At 73.4% G+C, this 19,450-nt stretch carries 5 protein-coding genes; all 5 read left to right on the forward strand.

Annotated features, from left to right (window positions below; translation table 11 throughout):
- The first annotated feature begins 81 nt into the window (after window positions 1-81).
- The 5 genes from ADL03_RS13940 (at window position 82) to ADL03_RS13960 (ending at window position 19,440) form a co-directional block, all read left to right on the forward strand.
- Complete coding sequence (locus ADL03_RS13940; protein ID WP_369808972.1) at window positions 82-6,612, forward strand: SDR family NAD(P)-dependent oxidoreductase; 6,531 nt, start codon at window positions 82-84, stop codon at window positions 6,610-6,612.
- 30 nt (window positions 6,613-6,642) lie between these two features.
- Window positions 6,643-15,414 (forward strand): type I polyketide synthase, encoded by an 8,772-nt coding sequence (locus ADL03_RS50485; protein ID WP_053733780.1) that lies wholly within the window; start codon window positions 6,643-6,645, stop codon window positions 15,412-15,414.
- Window positions 15,415-15,421: 7 nt separating this feature from the next.
- Entirely contained in the window at window positions 15,422-18,226 is a 2,805-nt protein-coding gene (locus ADL03_RS13950) for a type I polyketide synthase (RefSeq protein ID WP_082373144.1), read from the forward strand.
- Window positions 18,227-18,293: 67 nt separating this feature from the next.
- A complete protein-coding gene (locus tag ADL03_RS13955) occupies window positions 18,294-19,145 on the forward strand; it encodes a 3-hydroxyacyl-CoA dehydrogenase family protein (protein WP_053733781.1) in 852 nt (283 codons plus the stop codon).
- 43 nt (window positions 19,146-19,188) lie between these two features.
- Window positions 19,189-19,440, forward strand: coding sequence for an acyl carrier protein (locus tag ADL03_RS13960; RefSeq protein WP_053733782.1), 252 nt, complete (start codon window positions 19,189-19,191; stop codon window positions 19,438-19,440).
- Window positions 19,441-19,450: the final 10 nt, after the last annotated feature.

A 19,450-nucleotide genomic window follows, 5' to 3' on the forward strand; every position in this document is an offset into this window, starting at 1 on the left:
TGGCAGCGTCCACACAGGACGCTGCCACAAGGAGGAATCGGCATGACCAGCGACGACCGGACGCTCGACTACTTGAAGCGGTTGACCACGGAGCTCCGCGACACCAGGCGTCGCCTGGACGAGGTCCAGGAGAGCGCAGCCGAGCCGCTGGCCGTCATCGGGATGGCCTGCCGGTACCCCGGCGGGGTGAGCTCGCCGGAGGACCTCTGGCGACTGGTGGCGCAGGGCGGTGACGGCGTGACCGGCTTCCCGGACAACCGGGGCTGGGACGTCGCCTCGCTCCACCACCCCGACCCCGACCACCGCGGCACCACGTACACCACCTCGGGCGGGTTCCTGCACGAGGCGGACCGGTTCGACGCGGAGCTGTTCGGGATCTCGCCCCGTGAGGCGCTGGCCATGGACCCGCAGCAGCGCCTGCTGCTGGAGGTCACGTGGGAAGCCCTGGAGCGCGCCGGAATCACCCCTGCCTCGCTGAAGGGGAGCGCCACCGGGGTGTTCGCCGGCGCGATGCGCACGGAGTACGTGTCCGGGTTGACGTCGGTGGCCGAGGACGTCGAGGGTTTCGTGGGCACCGGCTCGTCCAACAGCGTGCTGTCCGGCCGGGTGTCCTACACGTTCGGCCTGGAGGGGCCGGCGGTCACCATCGACACCGCGTGTTCGTCCTCCCTGGTCGCACTGCACCTGGCCGGGCACGCCCTGCGCACCGGTGAGTGCTCGCTGGCGCTGGTCGGCGGGGTCACCGTGATGTCCACGCCGGAGACGTTCGTCGAGTTCTCCCGCCAGCGCGGCCTGGCCGTCGACGGGCGGTGCAAGGCGTTCGCCGCCGCGGCCGACGGAACGGGGTGGTCCGAGGGCGCCGGGGTGCTGGTGCTGGAGCGGTTGTCCGACGCCCGCCGCAACGGGCACCGCGTGCTCGCGGTCGTCCGCGGTTCTGCGGTCAACCAGGACGGTGCCTCCAACGGGCTCACCGCTCCCAGCGGCCCGTCCCAGCAACGCGTGATCCGCCAGGCGCTCGTGAACGCCCGACTGTCCACATCGGACGTCGACCTGGTGGAGGCGCACGGCACCGGCACCCGGCTCGGCGACCCGATCGAGGCGCAGGCGCTGCTGGCCACCTACGGCCAGGGCCGGGACGAGCCGCTGTACCTGGGCTCCATCAAGTCCAACATCGGTCACTCCCAGGCGGCCGCCGGGGTCGCCGGCATCATCAAGGTCGTCGAGGCCATGAAGCACGGCGTGCTGCCGCGCACCCTGCACGTCGACGCACCGTCGCCGCACGTCGACTGGACGGCCGGCGCGGTGGAACTGCTCACCGACGAGCGCCCGTGGCCCGCCGTGGACCGGCCCCGCCGCGCCGCGGTGTCGTCGTTCGGCCTGAGCGGCACCAACGCCCACGTCATCCTCGAACAGGCCGCGGACGAGCAGGAGGACGTCGAACGGACGGCTCCGCCGGTGCTGCCGTGGGTGGTGTCGGCCAAGAACGAGAACGGCCTGCGGGCCCAGGCGTCCCGTCTCCTCGATGCCGCGGCCGGAACCGATCCGCTCGACGTCGCCTGCTCGCTCGCCACGACCCGCGCCACGCTCGACCGGCGGGCCGCGGTGATCGGCTCGACCCGTGCCGACCTCGTGGCCGGTCTGACCGCGCTCTCACAGGGAACGCCCTCGCCCGCCGTCGTCACGGGCACCCCGCTGATCGGGCGCACCGCGTTCCTGTTCACCGGGCAGGGCAGCCAGCGCTGCGGCATGGGTCGTGAGCTCCACCAAGCGTTTCCCGTCTACGCCGAGGCGTTCGACGCGGTGGTGGCCGCGCTGGACGAGCACCTGGACCGGCCGCTCGCCGGCGTGGTGTTCGGCGACGACCAGGACCTGCTCGACCGGATGACGTACCTGCAGCCGGCCCTGTTCGCCGTCGAGGTGGCGTTGTTCCGGCTGCTGGAGTCCTGGGGCGTGCGTCCCGATTTCGTCGCCGGCCACTCCATCGGTGAGCTCACCGCCGCACACGTCGCCGGTGTCTGGACGCTGGCGGACGCGGCGAAGGTCGTCGCCGCACGCGGCAGGCTCATGGAGGCACTCCCCACCGGCGGGGCCATGGTCAGCGTCCAAGCCGCGGAGGACGAGGTCCGCGCCGTGCTCACCGACGGCGTGGAGATCGGCGCGGTCAACGGCCCGGACGCGGTGGTGCTGTCCGGCGACGAGGACGCGGTCCTCGCGGTCGCGGAGTCGTTCGCCGCGCAGGGCCGCAAGACCAAGCGGCTGCGCATGACCCACGCGTGCCACTCGGCGCGGATGGACGGCATGCTCGCCGAGTTCGCCGCGGTCGCCGGGAGCGTCTCCTACGGTGCCGCGACGATTCCGGTGGTGTCCAACGTGACCGGCAAGCTGGCCGGCACCGGCGAGGTCACCGTGCCGGGGTACTGGCCGCACCACGTCCGCCACGCCGTCCGCTTCGCCGACGCGATCACCTGGCTGCGCTCCGAGGGCGTCTCGCGGTTCGTCGAGCTGGGACCCGACGCGGTCCTGACCGCCATGGTCGCCCGCGTCCTGCCCGACGAGGACGTGCTGGCCGTGCCGATGGCGCGCGCCGGCCGTTCCGAGCCGGTGACGGCGACGACCGCCCTCGCCACGCTGCACGTGCGCGGCGGACGCGTGGACTGGCGGACGTTCTTCGAGGGCACCGGCGCTCGCGCGGCGGAGCTGCCCACCTACGCGTTCCAGCACGACAGCTACTGGTTGAAGTCCGCGGGCAGCGCGGGAGACCCGGCCGGGCTGGGCCTGACCGACGCCCGCCACCCGCTGGTGGGTGCGTCGGTGGCGCTGGCCGACGACTCGCGACTCGTCCTCACCGGCCGGGTCTCGCTCTCGACCCACCCGTGGCTCGCGGACCACGTCGTCGCGGGCACGGCCGTCCTGCCGGGAACGGCACTGGTCGAGCTGGCGCTCCGTGCAGGCGACGAGGCCGGCTGCCCGCAGCTGGAGGAGCTCACCCTGCACGAGCCGGTGTTCCTGGACGGCGCACGCGACCTCCAGGTCGTGCTGGCCGCGCCGGACGAGTCGGGCCGCCGGTCGGTGTCCCTGCACTCCCGCGCCGGCGAGGGGGACTGGGCCCAGCACGCCTCCGGCACGCTCGCCCCGTCCGTCGTGCCGCCGGACTTCGACCTCACCGAGTGGCCCCCGCGTGGCGCCACCGCCGTCGACCTGGCCGACGTGTACGAAGCCTTCGCCCGCAACGGCCTGGAGTACGGGACGGTGTTCCGCGGCCTGCGGACGGCCTGGCGCCTCGGCGACGAGCTCTACGCGGAGCTGCGGCTGCCCGAGGAGGGCGAGGCGCGCAAGGACGCCGAGCGGTTCGGCCTGCACCCGGCGCTGCTCGACGCCTGCCTGCACGCCATCGGTCTCACGGCGGACGAGGACTCCGGTCCTCGGGTGCCCTACCTGTGGCAGGACGTCGCCTTGCACGCGGTCGGCGCCACCACGCTGCGGTTGCGGCTGTCCCCCGGCCGGTCGGACGCGGTCACTCTCCGGGTCGCTGACGGCGTCGGTGCCCCGGTGGCCACCATCGGCGCGCTCGTGCTGCGCCGGATCAGCGCCGAGCAGTTCAGGACAGCCGAGCCGAGTGGCCTGGAGTCCCTGTACCACCTTCAGTGGAAAGCGCTTTCCGCTTCCGGCGAGTACGACGTCGAGTGGATCTTCGCGGACGAGCTGGCCGACGACGTCGCGCCTCCGCCGGTTGTCGTGCTCCCGGTCCGCACTGGTGCCGTCGACCTGGCGGGCACCGCCGACCTGACGGGCACCGTCGACCTGACGGGCAGCGCCGACCTGACGGGCAGCGCCGACCCGGCCGCCACCGGCGACTCGGCGGCCACCGCCGACGTGGCGGGTGCCGCCGACGTGACGGGCAGCGCGGACGTGGTGGGCAGGGTGGACGTCGCGGACGTGCCGGGCAGCGTTGAGGTCGCGGGCACCGCCGACCTGACGGGCAGCGTGGACGTGGCGGGCACCGCACTGGCGGAGACCACCCGCGTCCTCGCCGTGCTGCAGCGGTGGAGCACCGAGGAACGCCTGCACGGCGCCACCCTGGTGGTGCTCACCCGCGACGCGGCCGGCACGGACCGGGTCGATCCGGCGGCCGCCGCCGTCTGGGGCCTGGTGCGGTCGGCCCAGTCCGAGCACCCCGGCCGGTACGTGCTGATCGACACCGACGCGGAGCCGACCTCCGCGCAGCTGGCGGCGGCCCTGTCCACCGGCGAGCCGCAGCTGCTGTTGCGTGGCGGCGAGTTCGCGGCGCCGCGGCTGGCCGCACTGCCGGCGGAGGACGAGCTCGTTCCCCCGGCGAGCGAGGCCTGGCGACTGGGCATGACCGGTCGCGGCACCCTGGACAACCTGCGCCTGGAGCCGCACCCGCAGGCGCTGGAACCGTTGGCGGCCAACGACGTCCGGATCGCCGTCGCCGCGGCCGGCCTGAACTTCCGCGACGTGCTCAACGTGCTCGGCATGTTCGACGGCGAGCCCGGTCCCCTCGGCAACGAGGTGGCGGGCGTGGTGGTCGAGGTCGGGTCCGGGGTGACGGACCTGGCGGTCGGCGAGGCCGTGATGGGCGTGGCGGCCGGAGGCATCGGTACGGTCGCCGTCGCGCCCCGCTCTTACGTGACGCGGGTTCCCGACGGCTGGCCGTTCGAGACCGCGGCCTCGGTCCCGCTGGTGTTCCTGACCGCCTACTACGGGCTCACGGAGCTGGCCGGGCTCAGCGCGGGCGAGTCGGTGCTGATCCACGCGGCCGCAGGCGGCGTCGGCATGGCCGCGGTGCAGATCGCACGGCACCTCGGCGCGGAGGTCTACGCCACCGCGAGCACGGGCAAGCAGCACGTCCTGCGCGCGGCCGGGCTCGACGACGGCCACATCGCCGACTCCCGCACGCTCGACTTCGAGCAGCACTTCACGACCACCAGCGGCGGGCGCGGCGTCGACGTCGTGCTGGACGCGCTGACCGGTGAGTTCGTCGACGCCTCGCTGCGGCTGCTGCCGCGCGGCGGCCGGTTCATGGAGATGGGCAAGGCGGGGCTGCGCGACCCGAACGAGGTCGCCGCGCGCCACCCCGGAGTCCGTTACCGGCCCTTCGACCTGATCGAGGCCGCGCCGGAGCTGCTCACCCGGATGTGGGCCGAGGTGGTCGAGCTGTTCGACCGCGGGGTGCTCACGCCGTTGCCGACCCGCCTCTGGGACGTGCGGCGCGCACCGGAGGCGTTCCGCTTCCTCAGCCAGGCCAAGCACATCGGCAAGCTGGTGCTCACGATCCCGGGCGGTCCCGAGCCGGACGGCACCGTGCTGATCACCGGTGGCACCGGCGACCTCGGCGGCGTGCTCGCCCGGCACCTGGTGACCGAGCACGGGGTCCGGCACCTGCTCCTGACCAGCCGGCGCGGCCCGGACGCACCCGGTGCCGCCGAGCTGGTCGCCGACCTGACCGGCCTGGGCGCCGAGGTCACCGTCGTCGCCTGCGATGTCGCCTCCCGCGAGGCCGTGGCGGACCTGCTCGGCGCGATTCCGGCCGAGCACCCGCTGACCGGTGTCGTGCACGCGGCGGGCGTCCTCGACGACGGCCTGGTCGACGCGCTCACCCCGGAGCGGCTGGACCGCGTCTTCGCACCCAAGGTCGACGCGGCCTGGCACCTGCACGAGCTGACCCGGCACCTGCCGCTGCGCTGGTTCGTCCTGTTCTCCTCGGCCGCCGGGGTGCTGGGCAACGCGGGACAGGCCAACTACGCCGCTGCCAACAGCTTCCTCGACGCCCTGGCCACCCGCCGCCGCGGTGACGGCCTGGCCGCTCACTCGATCGCGTGGGGCCTGTGGTCGGGCGGCATGGGCGGCCGGCTCGGCGAGGAGGGCGAGGAACGCCTGCGCCGCAGCGGTTTCCCGCCCATCACGGCCGCCGAGGGCATGACGATGTTCGACCTCGCCGTCGGCACCGCGCACCCGGTCCTGCTCGCACTGCGGGTCGACCGCGCCACGGCCCGTGCCACCGCCTCGGACGCGTCCCTGTCCCCGTTGCTGCGCAGCCTGGTCGGCACCTCGGGCCGGGTGCGGGCCAAGGCGGCCACCGCGCAGCAGGACGGCGAGCTGCTCCGGAAGCTCGCGGAACTGACCGCGGCCCAGCGTGAGGAGTTCCTGCTCGACCTGGTCCGGCGGGAGGCCGCACTGGTGCTGGGCAGGACGGGCGCGGACAGCGTCGAACCCGCCCGCGGCTTCAGCGACCTCGGGTTCGACTCGCTGACGTCGGTCGAGTTCCGCAACCGCCTCAGCGCCGCCACCGGGCTGCGGCTGTCCTCCACGCTGGTCTTCGACTACCCGAGCCCGGCCGCGCTGGCCGCGTTCCTGCACACCGAACTGGCCGGTGCCGCCGAACCGGCGGGCACCGCGCTGATCGACCAGATAGGCCGGCTGGAGGCGATGCTCGCCGCCACCGATCCGGACGACATCGAGGTCGACCGGCGTTTGCAGCGCCTGCTGTCCGACTGGACGGCCAAGCGCACGGACGGGGGCGGAGCCGATCTCGACACCGCGACCCCGGACACCATCCTCGCGCTGATCGACCACGAGTTCGGCACGCGCTGACCAGCCCGGCCGTCATAGGAGCTGTGACCGATGCCCACCGAAGAGCAGTACGTCGACTACCTCAAGCGAATGGCGACGGACCTGCGGGAGAGCCGCCGGCAGCTGCGGGAGTCGCAGGAACGCCACGCCGAGCCGATCGCGATCATCGCGATGAGCTGCCGCTACCCCGGCGAGATCCGGTCGCCGCAGCAGCTGTGGGACCTCGTCAGCACCGAGGGCGACGCCGTGTCGCCGTTCCCCGCCAACCGCGGCTGGGACCTGGACGGGCTCTACGACCCGGACCCCGAGCGGCAGGGCACGACCTACGTCCGTGAGAGCGGTTTCCTGCACGACGCGGACGAGTTCGACGCGGAGCTGTTCGGCATCTCGCCGCGCGAGGCCGAGGCGACCGACCCGCAGCAGCGGCTGCTGCTGGAGACCGCGTGGGAGGCCGTCGAGAGCGCCGGCATCGACCCGGCCTCGCTGAAGGGCAGCGCCACCGGCGTGTTCGCCGGTGCCACCTACACCGAGTACGCCACCCGGCTCACCGCGGTGCCGGGGGAGTACGAGGGGTACCTCGCCACCGGGACGCTGGGCAGCGTGGTGTCCGGCCGGATCTCCTACGTGCTGGGCCTGCAGGGGCCGTCGGTGTCGATCGACACGGCCTGCTCGTCCTCACTGGTCGCACTGCACCTGGCCGCCCACTCGCTGCGGACGGGGGAGTCCACGCTGGCCTTGGCCGGCGGCGTGACGGTCATGTCCAGCCCCGGCCCGTTCGTCGACTTCTCCCGCCAGCGCGGGCTGGCCGCGAACGGGCGGTGCAAGCCGTTCGCCGCCGGTGCCGACGGCACGAACTGGGCCGAAGGCGCCGGGATGCTGGTGCTGGAGCGGTTGTCCGACGCCCGGCGCAACGGTCACCCGGTGCTGGCCGTGATCCGCGGCAGCGCGGTCAACTCCGACGGTGCGTCCCACGGCCTGACCGCCCCGAACGGGCCGTCCCAGCAGCGGGTGATCCGCCAGGCGCTGGCCAACGCGAAGCTGTCGCCGCCGGACGTGGACGCGGTCGAGGCGCACGGCACCGGCACGAAGCTCGGCGACCCCATCGAGGCGCAGGCCCTGCTGGCCACCTACGGCCAGGACCGCACCGAGCCGCTGTGGATCGGGTCGGTCAAGTCCAACATCGGGCACACGCAGTGCGCCGCGGGCGTCGCCGGGGTCATCAAGATGGTCGAGGCGATGCGGCACGGCGTCCTGCCGGCGAGCCTGCACGTCGACCGGCCGTCCGAGCACGTCGACTGGTCGGCCGGAACGGTCGCGCTGCTCTCGCGGCAGCGGCCGTGGCCGGAGACGGACCGGCCGCGCCGCGCGGGCGTGTCGTCGTTCGGCATCAGCGGCACCAACGCCCACGTGATCCTGGAGCAGGCGCCGGAAGAACCGCTGCCGCCACGTGAGGTGCACGCACCGGCCGTGGTGCCGTACGTCCTGTCGGGGGCGTCGCCCGCCGCCGTGCGTGCCCAGGCCGCCGCGCTGCTGCCCAGCGTGGACGAGGTCCCGAACGAGCCCGTCGACGTCGCGCTGTCGCTGGCCACCACCCGTGCGGCGATGGACCACCGCGCGGTCGTCGTCGGCGCCGACGCCGAGGAGCTGGTCGCCGGACTGCGCGCGGTGGCCGACGGCGACGCCGGGGCGATCACCGGGTTCGCCACCGCCGGGAAACTGGCCGTGCTGTTCAGCGGCCAGGGGTCGCAGCAGCTCGGCATGGGCCGTGAGCTGCACGCCGCCTTCCCCGTGTTCGCCACCGCGTTCGACGAGGCCTGCGCGCACCTGCCGGGCGTGCGCGAGGTGGTGTTCGGCGACGACGCGGAACGGCTGAACCGCACCGAGTTCGCCCAGCCCGCCCTGTTCGCCTTCGAGGTGGCGCTGTTCCGCCTGGTCACCTCGTGGGGTGTCGTCCCCGACCTCCTCGCCGGGCACTCGATCGGCGAGTTCGCCGCCGCCCACGTCGCCGGTGTGCTCTCCCTGGCCGACGCGGCGCGGCTGGTGCTGGCCCGCGGCCGGCTGATGCAGGCGCTGCCGGCCGGTGGCGCGATGGTGGCGGTCGAGGCGACCGAGGACGAGGTCCGCCCCCACCTGGGCGACGACGTGTGCCTGGCCGCGGTCAACGGCCCCCGCGCGGTGGTCCTGTCCGGCGCCGAGCAGGCCGTTCTCGCGGTGGCCGAGCGGTTCGCCGACCGCCGCACGACGCGGCTGAAGGTCTCGCACGCCTTCCACTCCGGCCTGATGGACCCGATGCTGGCCGAGTTCGCGGAGATCGCCCGTGACGTCACCTACGCCGAGCCCGCCATCCCGGTGGTCTCCACGCTGACCGGTGAGCTCGCCGACCGGCTGACCGACCCGGCGTACTGGGTCGAGCACGCCCGTGAGGCGGTGCGGTTCGCCGACGCCCTCCAGACCCTGCGCAAGCGCGGTGTGACCGCGTTCCTGGAGCTGGGACCGGACGCTCCGCTGACCGCGATGGGCCGGTCCGCCCTGGCCGACGACGCGGTGTTCGCCGCCGCCCAGCGCAAGGACCGCGATCCGGTCGAGGTGCTCGTCCGCGCGCTCGGCGCGTTGCACGTCAACGGCATCGGCGTCGACTGGGCCGCCTACCTCGCCGGCACCGGTGCCCGCACCGTCTCCCTGCCGACGTACCCGTTCCAGCGCAAGCGCTACTGGCTGGAGGACGCCGGAGACGGCACGGCCGCCACCGGTGGCGAGGACGCCCGGTTCTGGTCCGTCGTGGCGAACGGCGACGCCGGGGAGCTGGCCGCCGAGCTGGAGCTGCCCAACGCGCAGGTCCCGCTGGATGACGTCCTGCCGGCACTGGCGCGCTGGCGCACCTCCCGTGCGAACGAGTCCGAAGCGGACGCTCTGGGATATCACGTGCGGTGGAAGCCGTTCGCGCCGGAACCGGCGGTGGCGTCCGGGCGCTGGCTGCTGGTGTCCTCCGCGCGGTCCGGCGACTGGACCGAGGCCGCCGCGGCCGCACTGCGCGGAGCCGACGTCGACCGCGTGGTGCTCGACGCACCCGACCGGGCCGCCGTGGCCGCCGCGCTGGACGGCGTCCCGGAGTTCGACGGTGTGCTCTCCCTGGTGGCGCTGGACGAGCACGAGAACGACGGCCTGTCCTTCGGAGCCGAGGCAACACTGTCGTTGGTGCAGGAACTGGCCGCCCGTGAGCTCACCACTCCTCTGTGGACGGTCACGCGGCAAGCGGTGGCGACCGGCCCGCACGAGGCGCCGGACTCCGCGGTCCAGGCCCAGCTCTGGGGCTTCGGCAGGGCCGCCGCGCTGGAGCACCCGCGGTTGTGGGGCGGGCTTGTCGACGTTCCGGCCGAGCCGTCCGAACGGCTCAGCGCACTCCTCGGTGCCGTGGTCACGGGACCGCGCGGCGAGGACCAGGTCGCGCTCCGCGGTGCGGGCGCGTTCGGCCGTCGCCTGGTGCACGCCGAGAACGCCGGCCCGGCGCGCTCCTGGAAGCCGCGCGGCACCGTTCTGGTCACCGGCGGCACCGGCGGTCTCGGTGGGGTGGTCGCCCGCTGGCTGGTCGAGGCGGGCGCGGACCACGTCGTCCTGGTCTCCCGGACCGGCGAGAACGCGCCGGGTGCGGAGGTCCTGCGCGAGCAGCTGGGCGCCAAGGGCACCGTCATCGCCTGCGACGTCGCCGACCGCGACTCGCTCAAGGACGTCCTCGACGGCGTCCGCGCCGACCTGCGCGCCGTGTTCCACCTCGCGGGCGTCCTCGAAATCGGGCAGATAGAGACGATCGGCCGCACATCCTACACGGAAGCGTTGCGCGCCAAGGTGATCGGCACGCGCAACCTCGAAGAGCTGACCGACGGGCTCGACCTGGACGCCTTCGTGTTGTTCTCCTCCATCGCCGCCTCCGTCGGCAACCCCGCGCAGAGCGTGTACGGCGCCGCGAACGCCTACCTGGAGGCCGTCGCCCAGCAGCGCCGGTTCCGCGGCCTGCCGGCCACGTCCGTCGCCTGGGGCCGGTGGGGCGAGGTCGGCATGGGCGTCAGCGGCCAGGCCGACCAGCTGCTCAGCGACCTCGGCGTGCCGACGATGGCACCGGACCTGGGTGTCGCCGCGCTGCGGCGGGCGCTCGGTCGTGAGGAGACCGCGCTGACCGTGGCGGCGTTCGAGTGGGCGAAGTTCGCACCGCCGTTCGCGGCACTGCGGCCGAGCCCCCTGCTCGCCGACCTGCCCGAGGTGCTGGCGATCGCCGAGGCCGACGCGCGGCGTGCCGAGGAGGGCGCCGAGGTCACCACGGCGTGGCGGACGCGGCTCGCCGGCCTGCCCCAGGCCGAGCGCGAACGCGTGCTGCACCGGCTCGTGCTCACCCACACCTCCGCCGTGCTGGGCCACGACGAGGAGGTCAGCGCCCAGCAGCTGTTCACCAAGCTGGGCATCGACTCGCTCACCGCGGTCGAGCTGCGCGGCCGCCTCAACGCAGAGACAGGGCTGGCGCTGCCGCCCACCGTCGTGTTCGACCACCCGAGCCCGGCCGCCCTCGTCACCCACCTGCTCACGGAGCTCGGTCCGCGGGAACAGCCGTCGGCGCCGAAGGCCGCCGTGCGCGCGAACTCCTCGCAGGGTCAGGAGATCGCCGTGGTCGGCATGTCCGCCCGGTTCGCGGGCGGCAGCGACACGGTCGACGAGTACTGGCAGAACCTGATGCAGGGCAAGGACCTGGTGAGCCTGGCCCCGGCGAACCGCTGGAACGCCGCCGACTTCCTGGACCCCGACCGCACCGCTCCGGGCAAGGCCTACACCCAGCACGGCGCGTTCGTCACCGACATCGCGGGCTGGGACGCCACGTTCTTCGGGCTCTCGCAGCAGGAGGCCCGCCGCACCGACCCGAGCTTCCGGTTGCTCATGGAGCTGGTCTGGGAGGCGCTGGAGGACGCCGCGCTGACCGCGGAGGAACTGCGCGGCAGCCGCACCGGCGTGTTCGCCGGGCTGATCGACACCATCCAGTACAGCATGCGCCAGCTGGAGGCCGACGGCGCCGAGGCCGGGGACGACCCGTACTTCGGCCTGGGCAGCTCGCTGTCCGCGGCCGCCGGCCGGATCGCGCACCAGCTCGACCTGCGCGGCCCCTGCCTCACCGTGGACACCGCGTGCTCCTCCGCGCTCAGCGCCATGCACCTGGCCGTGCAGAGCCTGCGCCGCGGCGAGTGCGACATCGCGATCGTCGGCGCCTCCTCCACGATGATCAACCCGGAGGTGTTCGTCCAGTCCTGCAAGATGAGCATGCTCGCCGCCGACGGTCGCACGAAGACGTTCGACGAGTCCGCCGACGGTTACGTGATCGGCGAGGGCGGCGGCGTGGTCGTGCTGCGCCGCGTTCAGGACGCCGCACCGGGGCAGCGCGTCCGCGCGTTGATCCGCGGCACGGCGACCAACCAGGACGGGCGCAGCAACGGCCTCACCGCACCCAACCGGGCCGCGCAGATCGCGGTCATCCGTGCCGCCCACGCCGACGCGGGCGTGCGGACGGACGACATCGGCTACGTCGAGGCGCACGGCTCCGGCACGCAGCTCGGCGACGCCATCGAGTTCACCGCCCTGCAGGAGGTCTTCGGCGAGCGGTCCGCGCCGGAACCGCTGTACGTGGGCGCGGTCAAGTCCAACGTCGGCCACACCCTGGCCGCCGCCGGGATGGCCGGTCTGGTGAAGACCGTGCTCGCGCTGGAACACGGCCAGATCCCGGCCAACCTGCACCTGACCACGCCCAACCCGGTCGTCACCCTGGACGGCCCGGTCCGGCCCGTGCAGACCGCGCGGCCGTTCCCCGCGGACGCCGACGGCGTGCTGCGAGCGGGCGTCAGCTCGTTCGGCTGGTCGGGGTCGAACGTCCACTTCGTACTGGAGCAGGCACCGCAGAGCCCTGCGCCGCAACCGGGTCCGCCGTGGCAGCTGCTCACGGTGTCCGGGCACAACGAGTCCAGCCTGCGCGCGAACGTGGCGGCGCTGGCCGACCACCTGGAGGCGCACCCGGAGCTGGAACTGGCCGACGTCGCGCACACCACCCAGGCCGGGCGCAGCGCGCTGCCGGTGCGGGCCGCGCTGCCGGTGTACGACACCGCCGACGCCATCGCGTCGCTGCGGGCGGGCGTGACCGGTGCCGTGGTCGAGGACCGGCGCCGCTTCGGCCTCTTCCTCCCCGCGGCCCTCGGTTCCTGCCTTGGCACCACGGAGGAGCTGTACCGCACCGAACCGGCGTTCCGTGCCGCGATCGACGAGTGCGCCGGCCTGCTGAACGGACGGGTGGACCTGCTGGGCGCGCTGCACGGCGAGGCCGACGCTGACGAGCGGGCCGTCCTGTTCGCGGTGGAGTACGGCCTGGCCCGGTTGCTCGGCGCGTGGAACCTGGTTCCCGCCGCCGTGCTGGGGGCCGGGGTCGGCGAGTGCGTCGCCGCGGTGGTCGGCGGGGTGGTGTCGCTGGCCGACGGCCTGGCGCTGGCGCTCGACGGGACCGTGCCCGGCACGGTCGCGGAGCCCGCGGTCACGGTCGTGTCGCCACGCACCGGTGCCGCGCTGACCGCCGCCGAGGTGGCGAACGCCGCCCGCTGGGCGGATGAGTCCGACCGGATCGCCGACGCCCTGCAGGTTCTGAGCCGGTATGCGGAGGTGCTCGTCGAGGTCGGTCCGGACGCGGCCGGGTCACGCGCACCGATGGTCAGCGTGCCGTTCGAGCCGGACCGCCGGTCGTGGCTCGCCGCGCTCGGTGCGCTGTGGGAGCACGGCGTGCCGGTCGACTGGGCGAGCGGTGCGAGTGCGGACCGCGTGTTCGTCTTGTTGCCCGCCTACCGCTTCCAGCGCACGCGTTACTGGCCGGAGGTCGCGGCGAACGTCACCACCGGTCCGGCCGCGGCCACGGGCGCGGTGAACGCCGGGATGCCGTCGTACGACGGCCTGAAAGCCCACGTGCCGACCTGGCGGCGGGACAACAGCCGTCCGGTGCCCGCCACCGCGGGACCGCTGGTGCTCCTCGCCGAACCGGGGGAGTTCGCCGACCGGTTCACCGCACTGGCCCGGGAAGCGGGCCACGACGTGGTCCACGCGCACACCCCGCCGCGGGACGCCGAGGGCTATCGCGCCCTGCTGGCCGGCACCACCGGCGAGCCGGTGCGGATCGTGCACGCCCACGGCCTCACCGACACCAGCCAGGAAAGCGGCTTCTACAGCCTGATGCGGCTCGGCAAGGCCATCGGCACGGAGTGCGCCGACCGGCGGGTCGAGCTGGTCAGCCTCGCCGCCAACGGTTTCGAGGTGCTCGACGGCGACGCGAAGGACCCGCACGCGGCCACCATCGCGGCGATCACGAGCGCCATCGCCGCGGAGTACCCGCTGCTCCGCTCGCAGTACGCCGACCTCGGACCGGACGGCGACCACGCCCGTCAGGCGCTGCGCGAGCTCGACGGCCTGGCAGCGTCCACTTCGGACACTGTGGACGGTGTCGCCGTGGCCGCGTGGCGGCACGGCCGCCGCTGGGTCCGCGCCTTCGAGGTGGTCGGGCTGCCGGCGGTCGACGACGCGGAAGCGTGGCGTCCCGGCGGTGTCTACCTGATCACCGGCGGTCTGGGCGAGCTCGGGCTGGCACTGGCGCGGCGGCTGGCCCCGCTCGGCACCAGACTCGCGCTGGCCGGGCGGAAGGGGCTGCCGCCGGAGGAGACCTGGGACGCCTGGATCGCGGAGAAGGGCGTCAACGACAAGACCAGCGGCGTCCTCATGGCCGTGGCGGAGCTGCGGGCCCTGGGCGCCGAGGTGTTCGTCGCCCAGGCCGACGTCAGCGACCCCGCACAGGTCGTCGCGCTGGTGCGGGACGTCCGTGCGCACTTCGGTGAGCTGCACGGCGTCGTGCACGCGGCGGGCGTCGCCGGTGGTGGCCTGGTGCAGACCAAGACCGAGGAGCAGGCGGCCGCGGTGCTCGCCCCGAAGGTGGCGGGCACGCTGGCACTGGCCGAGGCGTTGCGCGCCGACCCGGTGGAGCTGCTGGTGCTCTACTCGTCGGTGGCGAGCCTGACCGTCGGCGTCGGCGCGACCGACTACGCGGCGGCAAACGCTTTCCTCGACGCCTTCGCGGTCGTGGAGGCCAACACGGGCGGCGTTGCCAAACGTGTCGTCTCGGTGGCGTGGGGACCGTGGCAGCTCGACCCCTGGACGTCGGCCGGTCTGGCCGGCTCGGCGGAGATGCAGGACAGCTCCAAGCGGTTCCGCGAGGAGTTCGGCATCCCGACCGAGGAGGGGACGGAGCTGCTGTCCCGCATCGTGGCCTCCGGTGAGACGCAGGTGGCCGTGCTGTCGCTGGAGCTCTCCGAAGCGCTGGCCGCACTGGCCCAGCTGGACTCCGTCGAGGCGCTGGTGGGCGGTGCGGCGGTCGACCTGACCGGCGGCAAGCGCTATCCGCGGCCCGAGCTGCGCACCCCCTACGTGGCCCCGAGCACTCCGGCCGAGCAGCAGGTGGCCGAGATCTGGCAGGCCTGCCTGGGGCTGGAGCGGGCCGGTGTCAACGACCGGTTCTTCGACCTCGGCGGCACCTCCCTGGTCGGTCTGGTGGTGATCGGCCGCATCGCCAAGGAGCTCGGCGTCGAGCTGGCTCCGGCGACCCTGTTCGAGAAGCCGACCATCGCCGAGTTCGCGACCCTGCTCGCCCAGCCGGAGACGGCGGCGCCGGACCTCGTGGACGTGGCCGGGGACGCGTCCGCCCGCGGTGAACGCCGCCGGGCGCGCGCCGGGAACCTGCGCAGGCGCCAGACCGGAACCCGAAGGTGAGGACCAGGTGACCACACAAGAACGCGACGCCGGCCCAGAAGGCCCAGAGCGCGAGACCAGCCACGACATCGCGATCGTGGGCATGGCCGGGAACTTCCCCGGTGCTCCCGACCTCGGCAAGTTCTGGGCCGACCTGTGCGCGGGGCGGGACGGGATCACGAGGATGAGCCCGGCCGAGCTGCTGGCGGCCGGCGTGCCGCGGGAGCTGGTGGACGACCCCGCTTTCGTCGCCGCGTCGGGTGTGCTGTCCGATGTGGACCGTTTCGACGCCGAGCTGTTCGGCTTCAGCCGGACCGATGCCGAGCTGGCCGACCCGCAGCACCGCCTGTTCCTGGAGTGCTCGTGGCACGCGCTCGAGGACGCGGGCGTCGACCCGAGCCGCTTCGACGGCCTGGTGGGGGTGTTCGCCGGCGGTGCGCCGAGCACCTACCTGCTGTCCAACCTGCTGCAGAACGACGACGTCGTGCTGACCCACGGGCCCGACCACCTCGTCCTGCAGAACGAGAAGGACCTGCTCCCGTCGCGGGTGTCGTACGCGCTCGACCTCACCGGACCGTCGGTGAGCGTCCAGAGCTGCAGCTCGACCGCGCTCGCCGCGGTCGCCGCGGGCTGCGGCAGCCTGCTCGCCGGCGAGTCGGACCTGGTCATCGCGGGCGCGGTCTCGGTGATCGTCCCGCAGTGCCCCGGCTACCTCTACCACGAGGGCGGCGAGTTCTCCCCGGACGGCGTCAGCCGCGTGCTCGACGCCGGTGCCAACGGCAAGATCCCCGGTGACGGGGTCGGCGCCGTCGTGCTGCGGAGGCTGGAGGACGCGCAGGCCGACGGGGACCGCATCTACGCGGTCATCCGCGGCTGGGCGGCGCTGCACGAGGGCAGGCACGGCCGCCAGGGCTTCGGCGTGCCCGGTGTGCCGGGGCAGACCGCCGTGCTGGCCGAGGCGATGGCCGTGGCGGGGGTGGACCCGGCCGAGATCGACCACGTCGAGGTGACCGCGATGGGCACGCCCTTCGGTGACGCCGTGGAGGTCATGGCGCTGCAGGAGGTGTTCGGAGTGGACGGTGTCGAGCGGGTCACGCTCGGCTCGACCGACGGCAACCTCGGCCACATCAACCAGGCGGGCGGGATCGCCCGGCTGATCAAGGCGGCGCTCGCGCTGCACCACGAGAAGCTGCCGCCCGCCGTGCACTTCTCCGAGCCCGGCGCGAGGCTGGCCGCGGCCGGTGACAAGCTCGCGGTGGTCACGGAGCTGACCGACTGGCCGCGCGGCGATCGTCCGCGACTGGCCGGTGTCAACGCGCACGGCTACGGCGGCGCGGACGTGCACGTCGTGATCGAGGAAGCGCCGGTCGAGGACGACGTGCGACCGGCGGCACGGCCGCACCAGGTGCTGGTCTGGTCGGCGCACACGGCCGAGGCGGCCGACGCGGCGACCACGAGGCTGGCGGCGGACGCCGCGCGGTGGACGGACCTGGCGGACGCCACCTACACGTTGCAGTGCGGTCGCAAGACGTTCGGGAACCGGCGGATGGCCGTCGTCTCGTCGTGCGCCGACGCCGTGGAGGCGCTCACCTCTCCCGCCCGTGTCCTCGCCGAAAGCGGTGTGAGCACCCGGAAAGCGGGGTTCCTGCTGGCCGGTGTCGGGGAGCAGTACGACGGCATGGCCGGTGGCCTGTACGCCTCCGAACCGGTGTTCCGCGCGGCGATCGACGAGTGCGCCGGGCTGTTCCGCGAGCACCTCGGCTTCGACCCGGTCGCACGCCTGGTCGGTGCCAGGACGGGCGGCGGGGGAGGGCTGGCCGCCCTGCTCGGCCGCGCGCCCGAAGCCGAGGCCGGTGGTGGGCCCGCGGACACCGTCGTCGTCCAGCCCGGTGTCTTCGCGGTCGACTACGCGCTGGGCGCGCTGCTGACGGCCTGGGGTGTCCAGCCGTCGGTCCTGGCGGGCTACAGCGTCGGCGAGTTCGCCACGGCGGCGCTCGCGGGCAGCCTGACCCTCCAGGAGGCCACGGCCCTGGTCGCCACGCGGGCCAAGCTGATCTCGGGGCTGCCGGCCGGGTCGATGGCCGCCGTGCCGCTGTCGGAGAACGAGCTGACCGGGGTGGTGGGGGACCTCGCGGTCTTCGGCGTCGACGTCGCCGCGGTCAACGGCCCCCGCATGATCGTCGTCTCCGGTTCGCCCGAGGGTGTCGTCCAGCTGACCGAGAAGCTCGCCGCCGAGGGTGTGCCCGCACGGCCGCTGCGCACAACCCACGCGTTCCACTCGCGGTCACTGCGGCCGGTGGCGGCGGACCTCACGGCCTGGGCCAGGCTGAACCTCCGGCCACGGGCTCCCGGGACGCCGTACCTGTCCAACGTCACCGGTCTGCCGATCACCGAGGGGCAGCTGAAGGACCCCGGCTACTGGGCCGAGCACATGTGCCGCCCGGTGCAGTTCGCCACCATGATCGGCCACCTGGCCGCGCACTGGCCGGACACCGCGTTCGTCGAGCTCGGCGCGGGACAGTCGATGGGGTCGATGTTCCGGGGCCACCCGGACTTCCCGCAGAAGTCCTGGGCCCACCTCGTGCCCACGCTTCCCGGTGAGTCGGACCCCGGGCAGGACACCGAGTCCGTGGCCGACGCGCTCGGCAGGCTCTGGCTGTCCGGTGTGGACGTCGACTGGCGGGCCCACAACGACGGTCGCGGAGCCAGGAAGACGACCCTGCCCGGCTACGCCTTCCAGCGTGACCGCTACTGGGTCGAGCCCACCGCCCCGGCCTCCGGAACCGTGGTTCCGAGGGGCACCCGAGTGGTCACCGAGCCGGCCGGCGCCTGACGCGGCGCACAGGCGGTGTGGCCGCCCCCGTTTCTTCCCCCATGAGCAGCGCAGTCGAGGAGTAGTGATGACGAACGTCGGAGTTGTCGGAGCCGGAGTGATGGGCACCGGCGTCGCGCAGGACCTGGCCCAGCACGGGCACCGCGTGGTCCTGGTGGACAACAACGCGGACGCCCTGGACGAGGCGCTCGCCCGGATCGAGCTGGACTGCCGGCTGAGCCGGATGCTCGGCGGCCCGCCCGTCGACGCGGAGGCGGTGCTGGCGCTGATCACCGTCGGCACCTCGCTCGACCTGCTCGCCGAGACCGAGGTGGTGATCGAGAACATCACCGAGAACTGGGACCTCAAGAGCGCGGTGTACGCGGAGCTCGACGTCGTCTGCAAGGCGGACACCGTGTTCGTGGCGAACACGTCGGCGATCCCGATCACCAAGCTCGCCGCACTGACCTCGCGCCCGGACAAGGTGATGGGCGTGCACTTCATGAACCCGGTGCCGATGAAGGCCGCCTGCGAGTTCATCCCCGGCTACCACACCAGTGAGCAGACCCAGGACACCGTGCGCGCGCTGCTGGACTCGATGGGCAAGAAGTCCATCCCGGTCAACGACTCGCCGGGGTTCGTGTCCAACCGCGTGCTCATGCTGACCGTCAACGAGGCGGCGTTCCTGGTCCACGAGGGCGTCGCCGACGCGAAGACCGTCGACGAGGTGTTCCGCAGCTGCTTCGGCCACCCGATGGGACCGCTGGAAACGGCCGACCTCATCGGCGTCGACACCATCCTGTACAGCGTCGAGGTGCTGTACGAGCAGTTCAACGACAGCAAGTACCGCCCCTGCCCCCTGCTCAAGAAGATGACCGACGCCGGTCTGCACGGGCGCAAGAGCGGCGAGGGTTTCTACGTCTACCAGAGCATGGGCTGATCTCGCCCGCCGTCCCGAAGTTCCAGTCGAGAAAGGTCCAGAGATGTCGAACGACGCCCGCACCCGGATCCGCACCTTCATCACGACCAAGTTCCCGGACGTGACCTTCACCGACGAGGAGGACATCTTCGCGCTCGGGTTCGTGAACTCCCTGTTCGCGATGGAGCTGGTGATGTTCATCGAGAAGGCGTTCGGTACCCGCATCCCGAACGAGGAGCTCCACCTGGGCAACTTCCGCTCCGTCGCGCTGATGGCCGACCTGGTGCAGCGGCAGACGTCCGCGGCAGTGGGCTGAGCGGAGCGGT

This window comes from Nocardia sp. NRRL S-836 (assembly GCF_001279525.1).
Classification (GTDB): domain Bacteria; phylum Actinomycetota; class Actinomycetes; order Mycobacteriales; family Pseudonocardiaceae; genus Lentzea.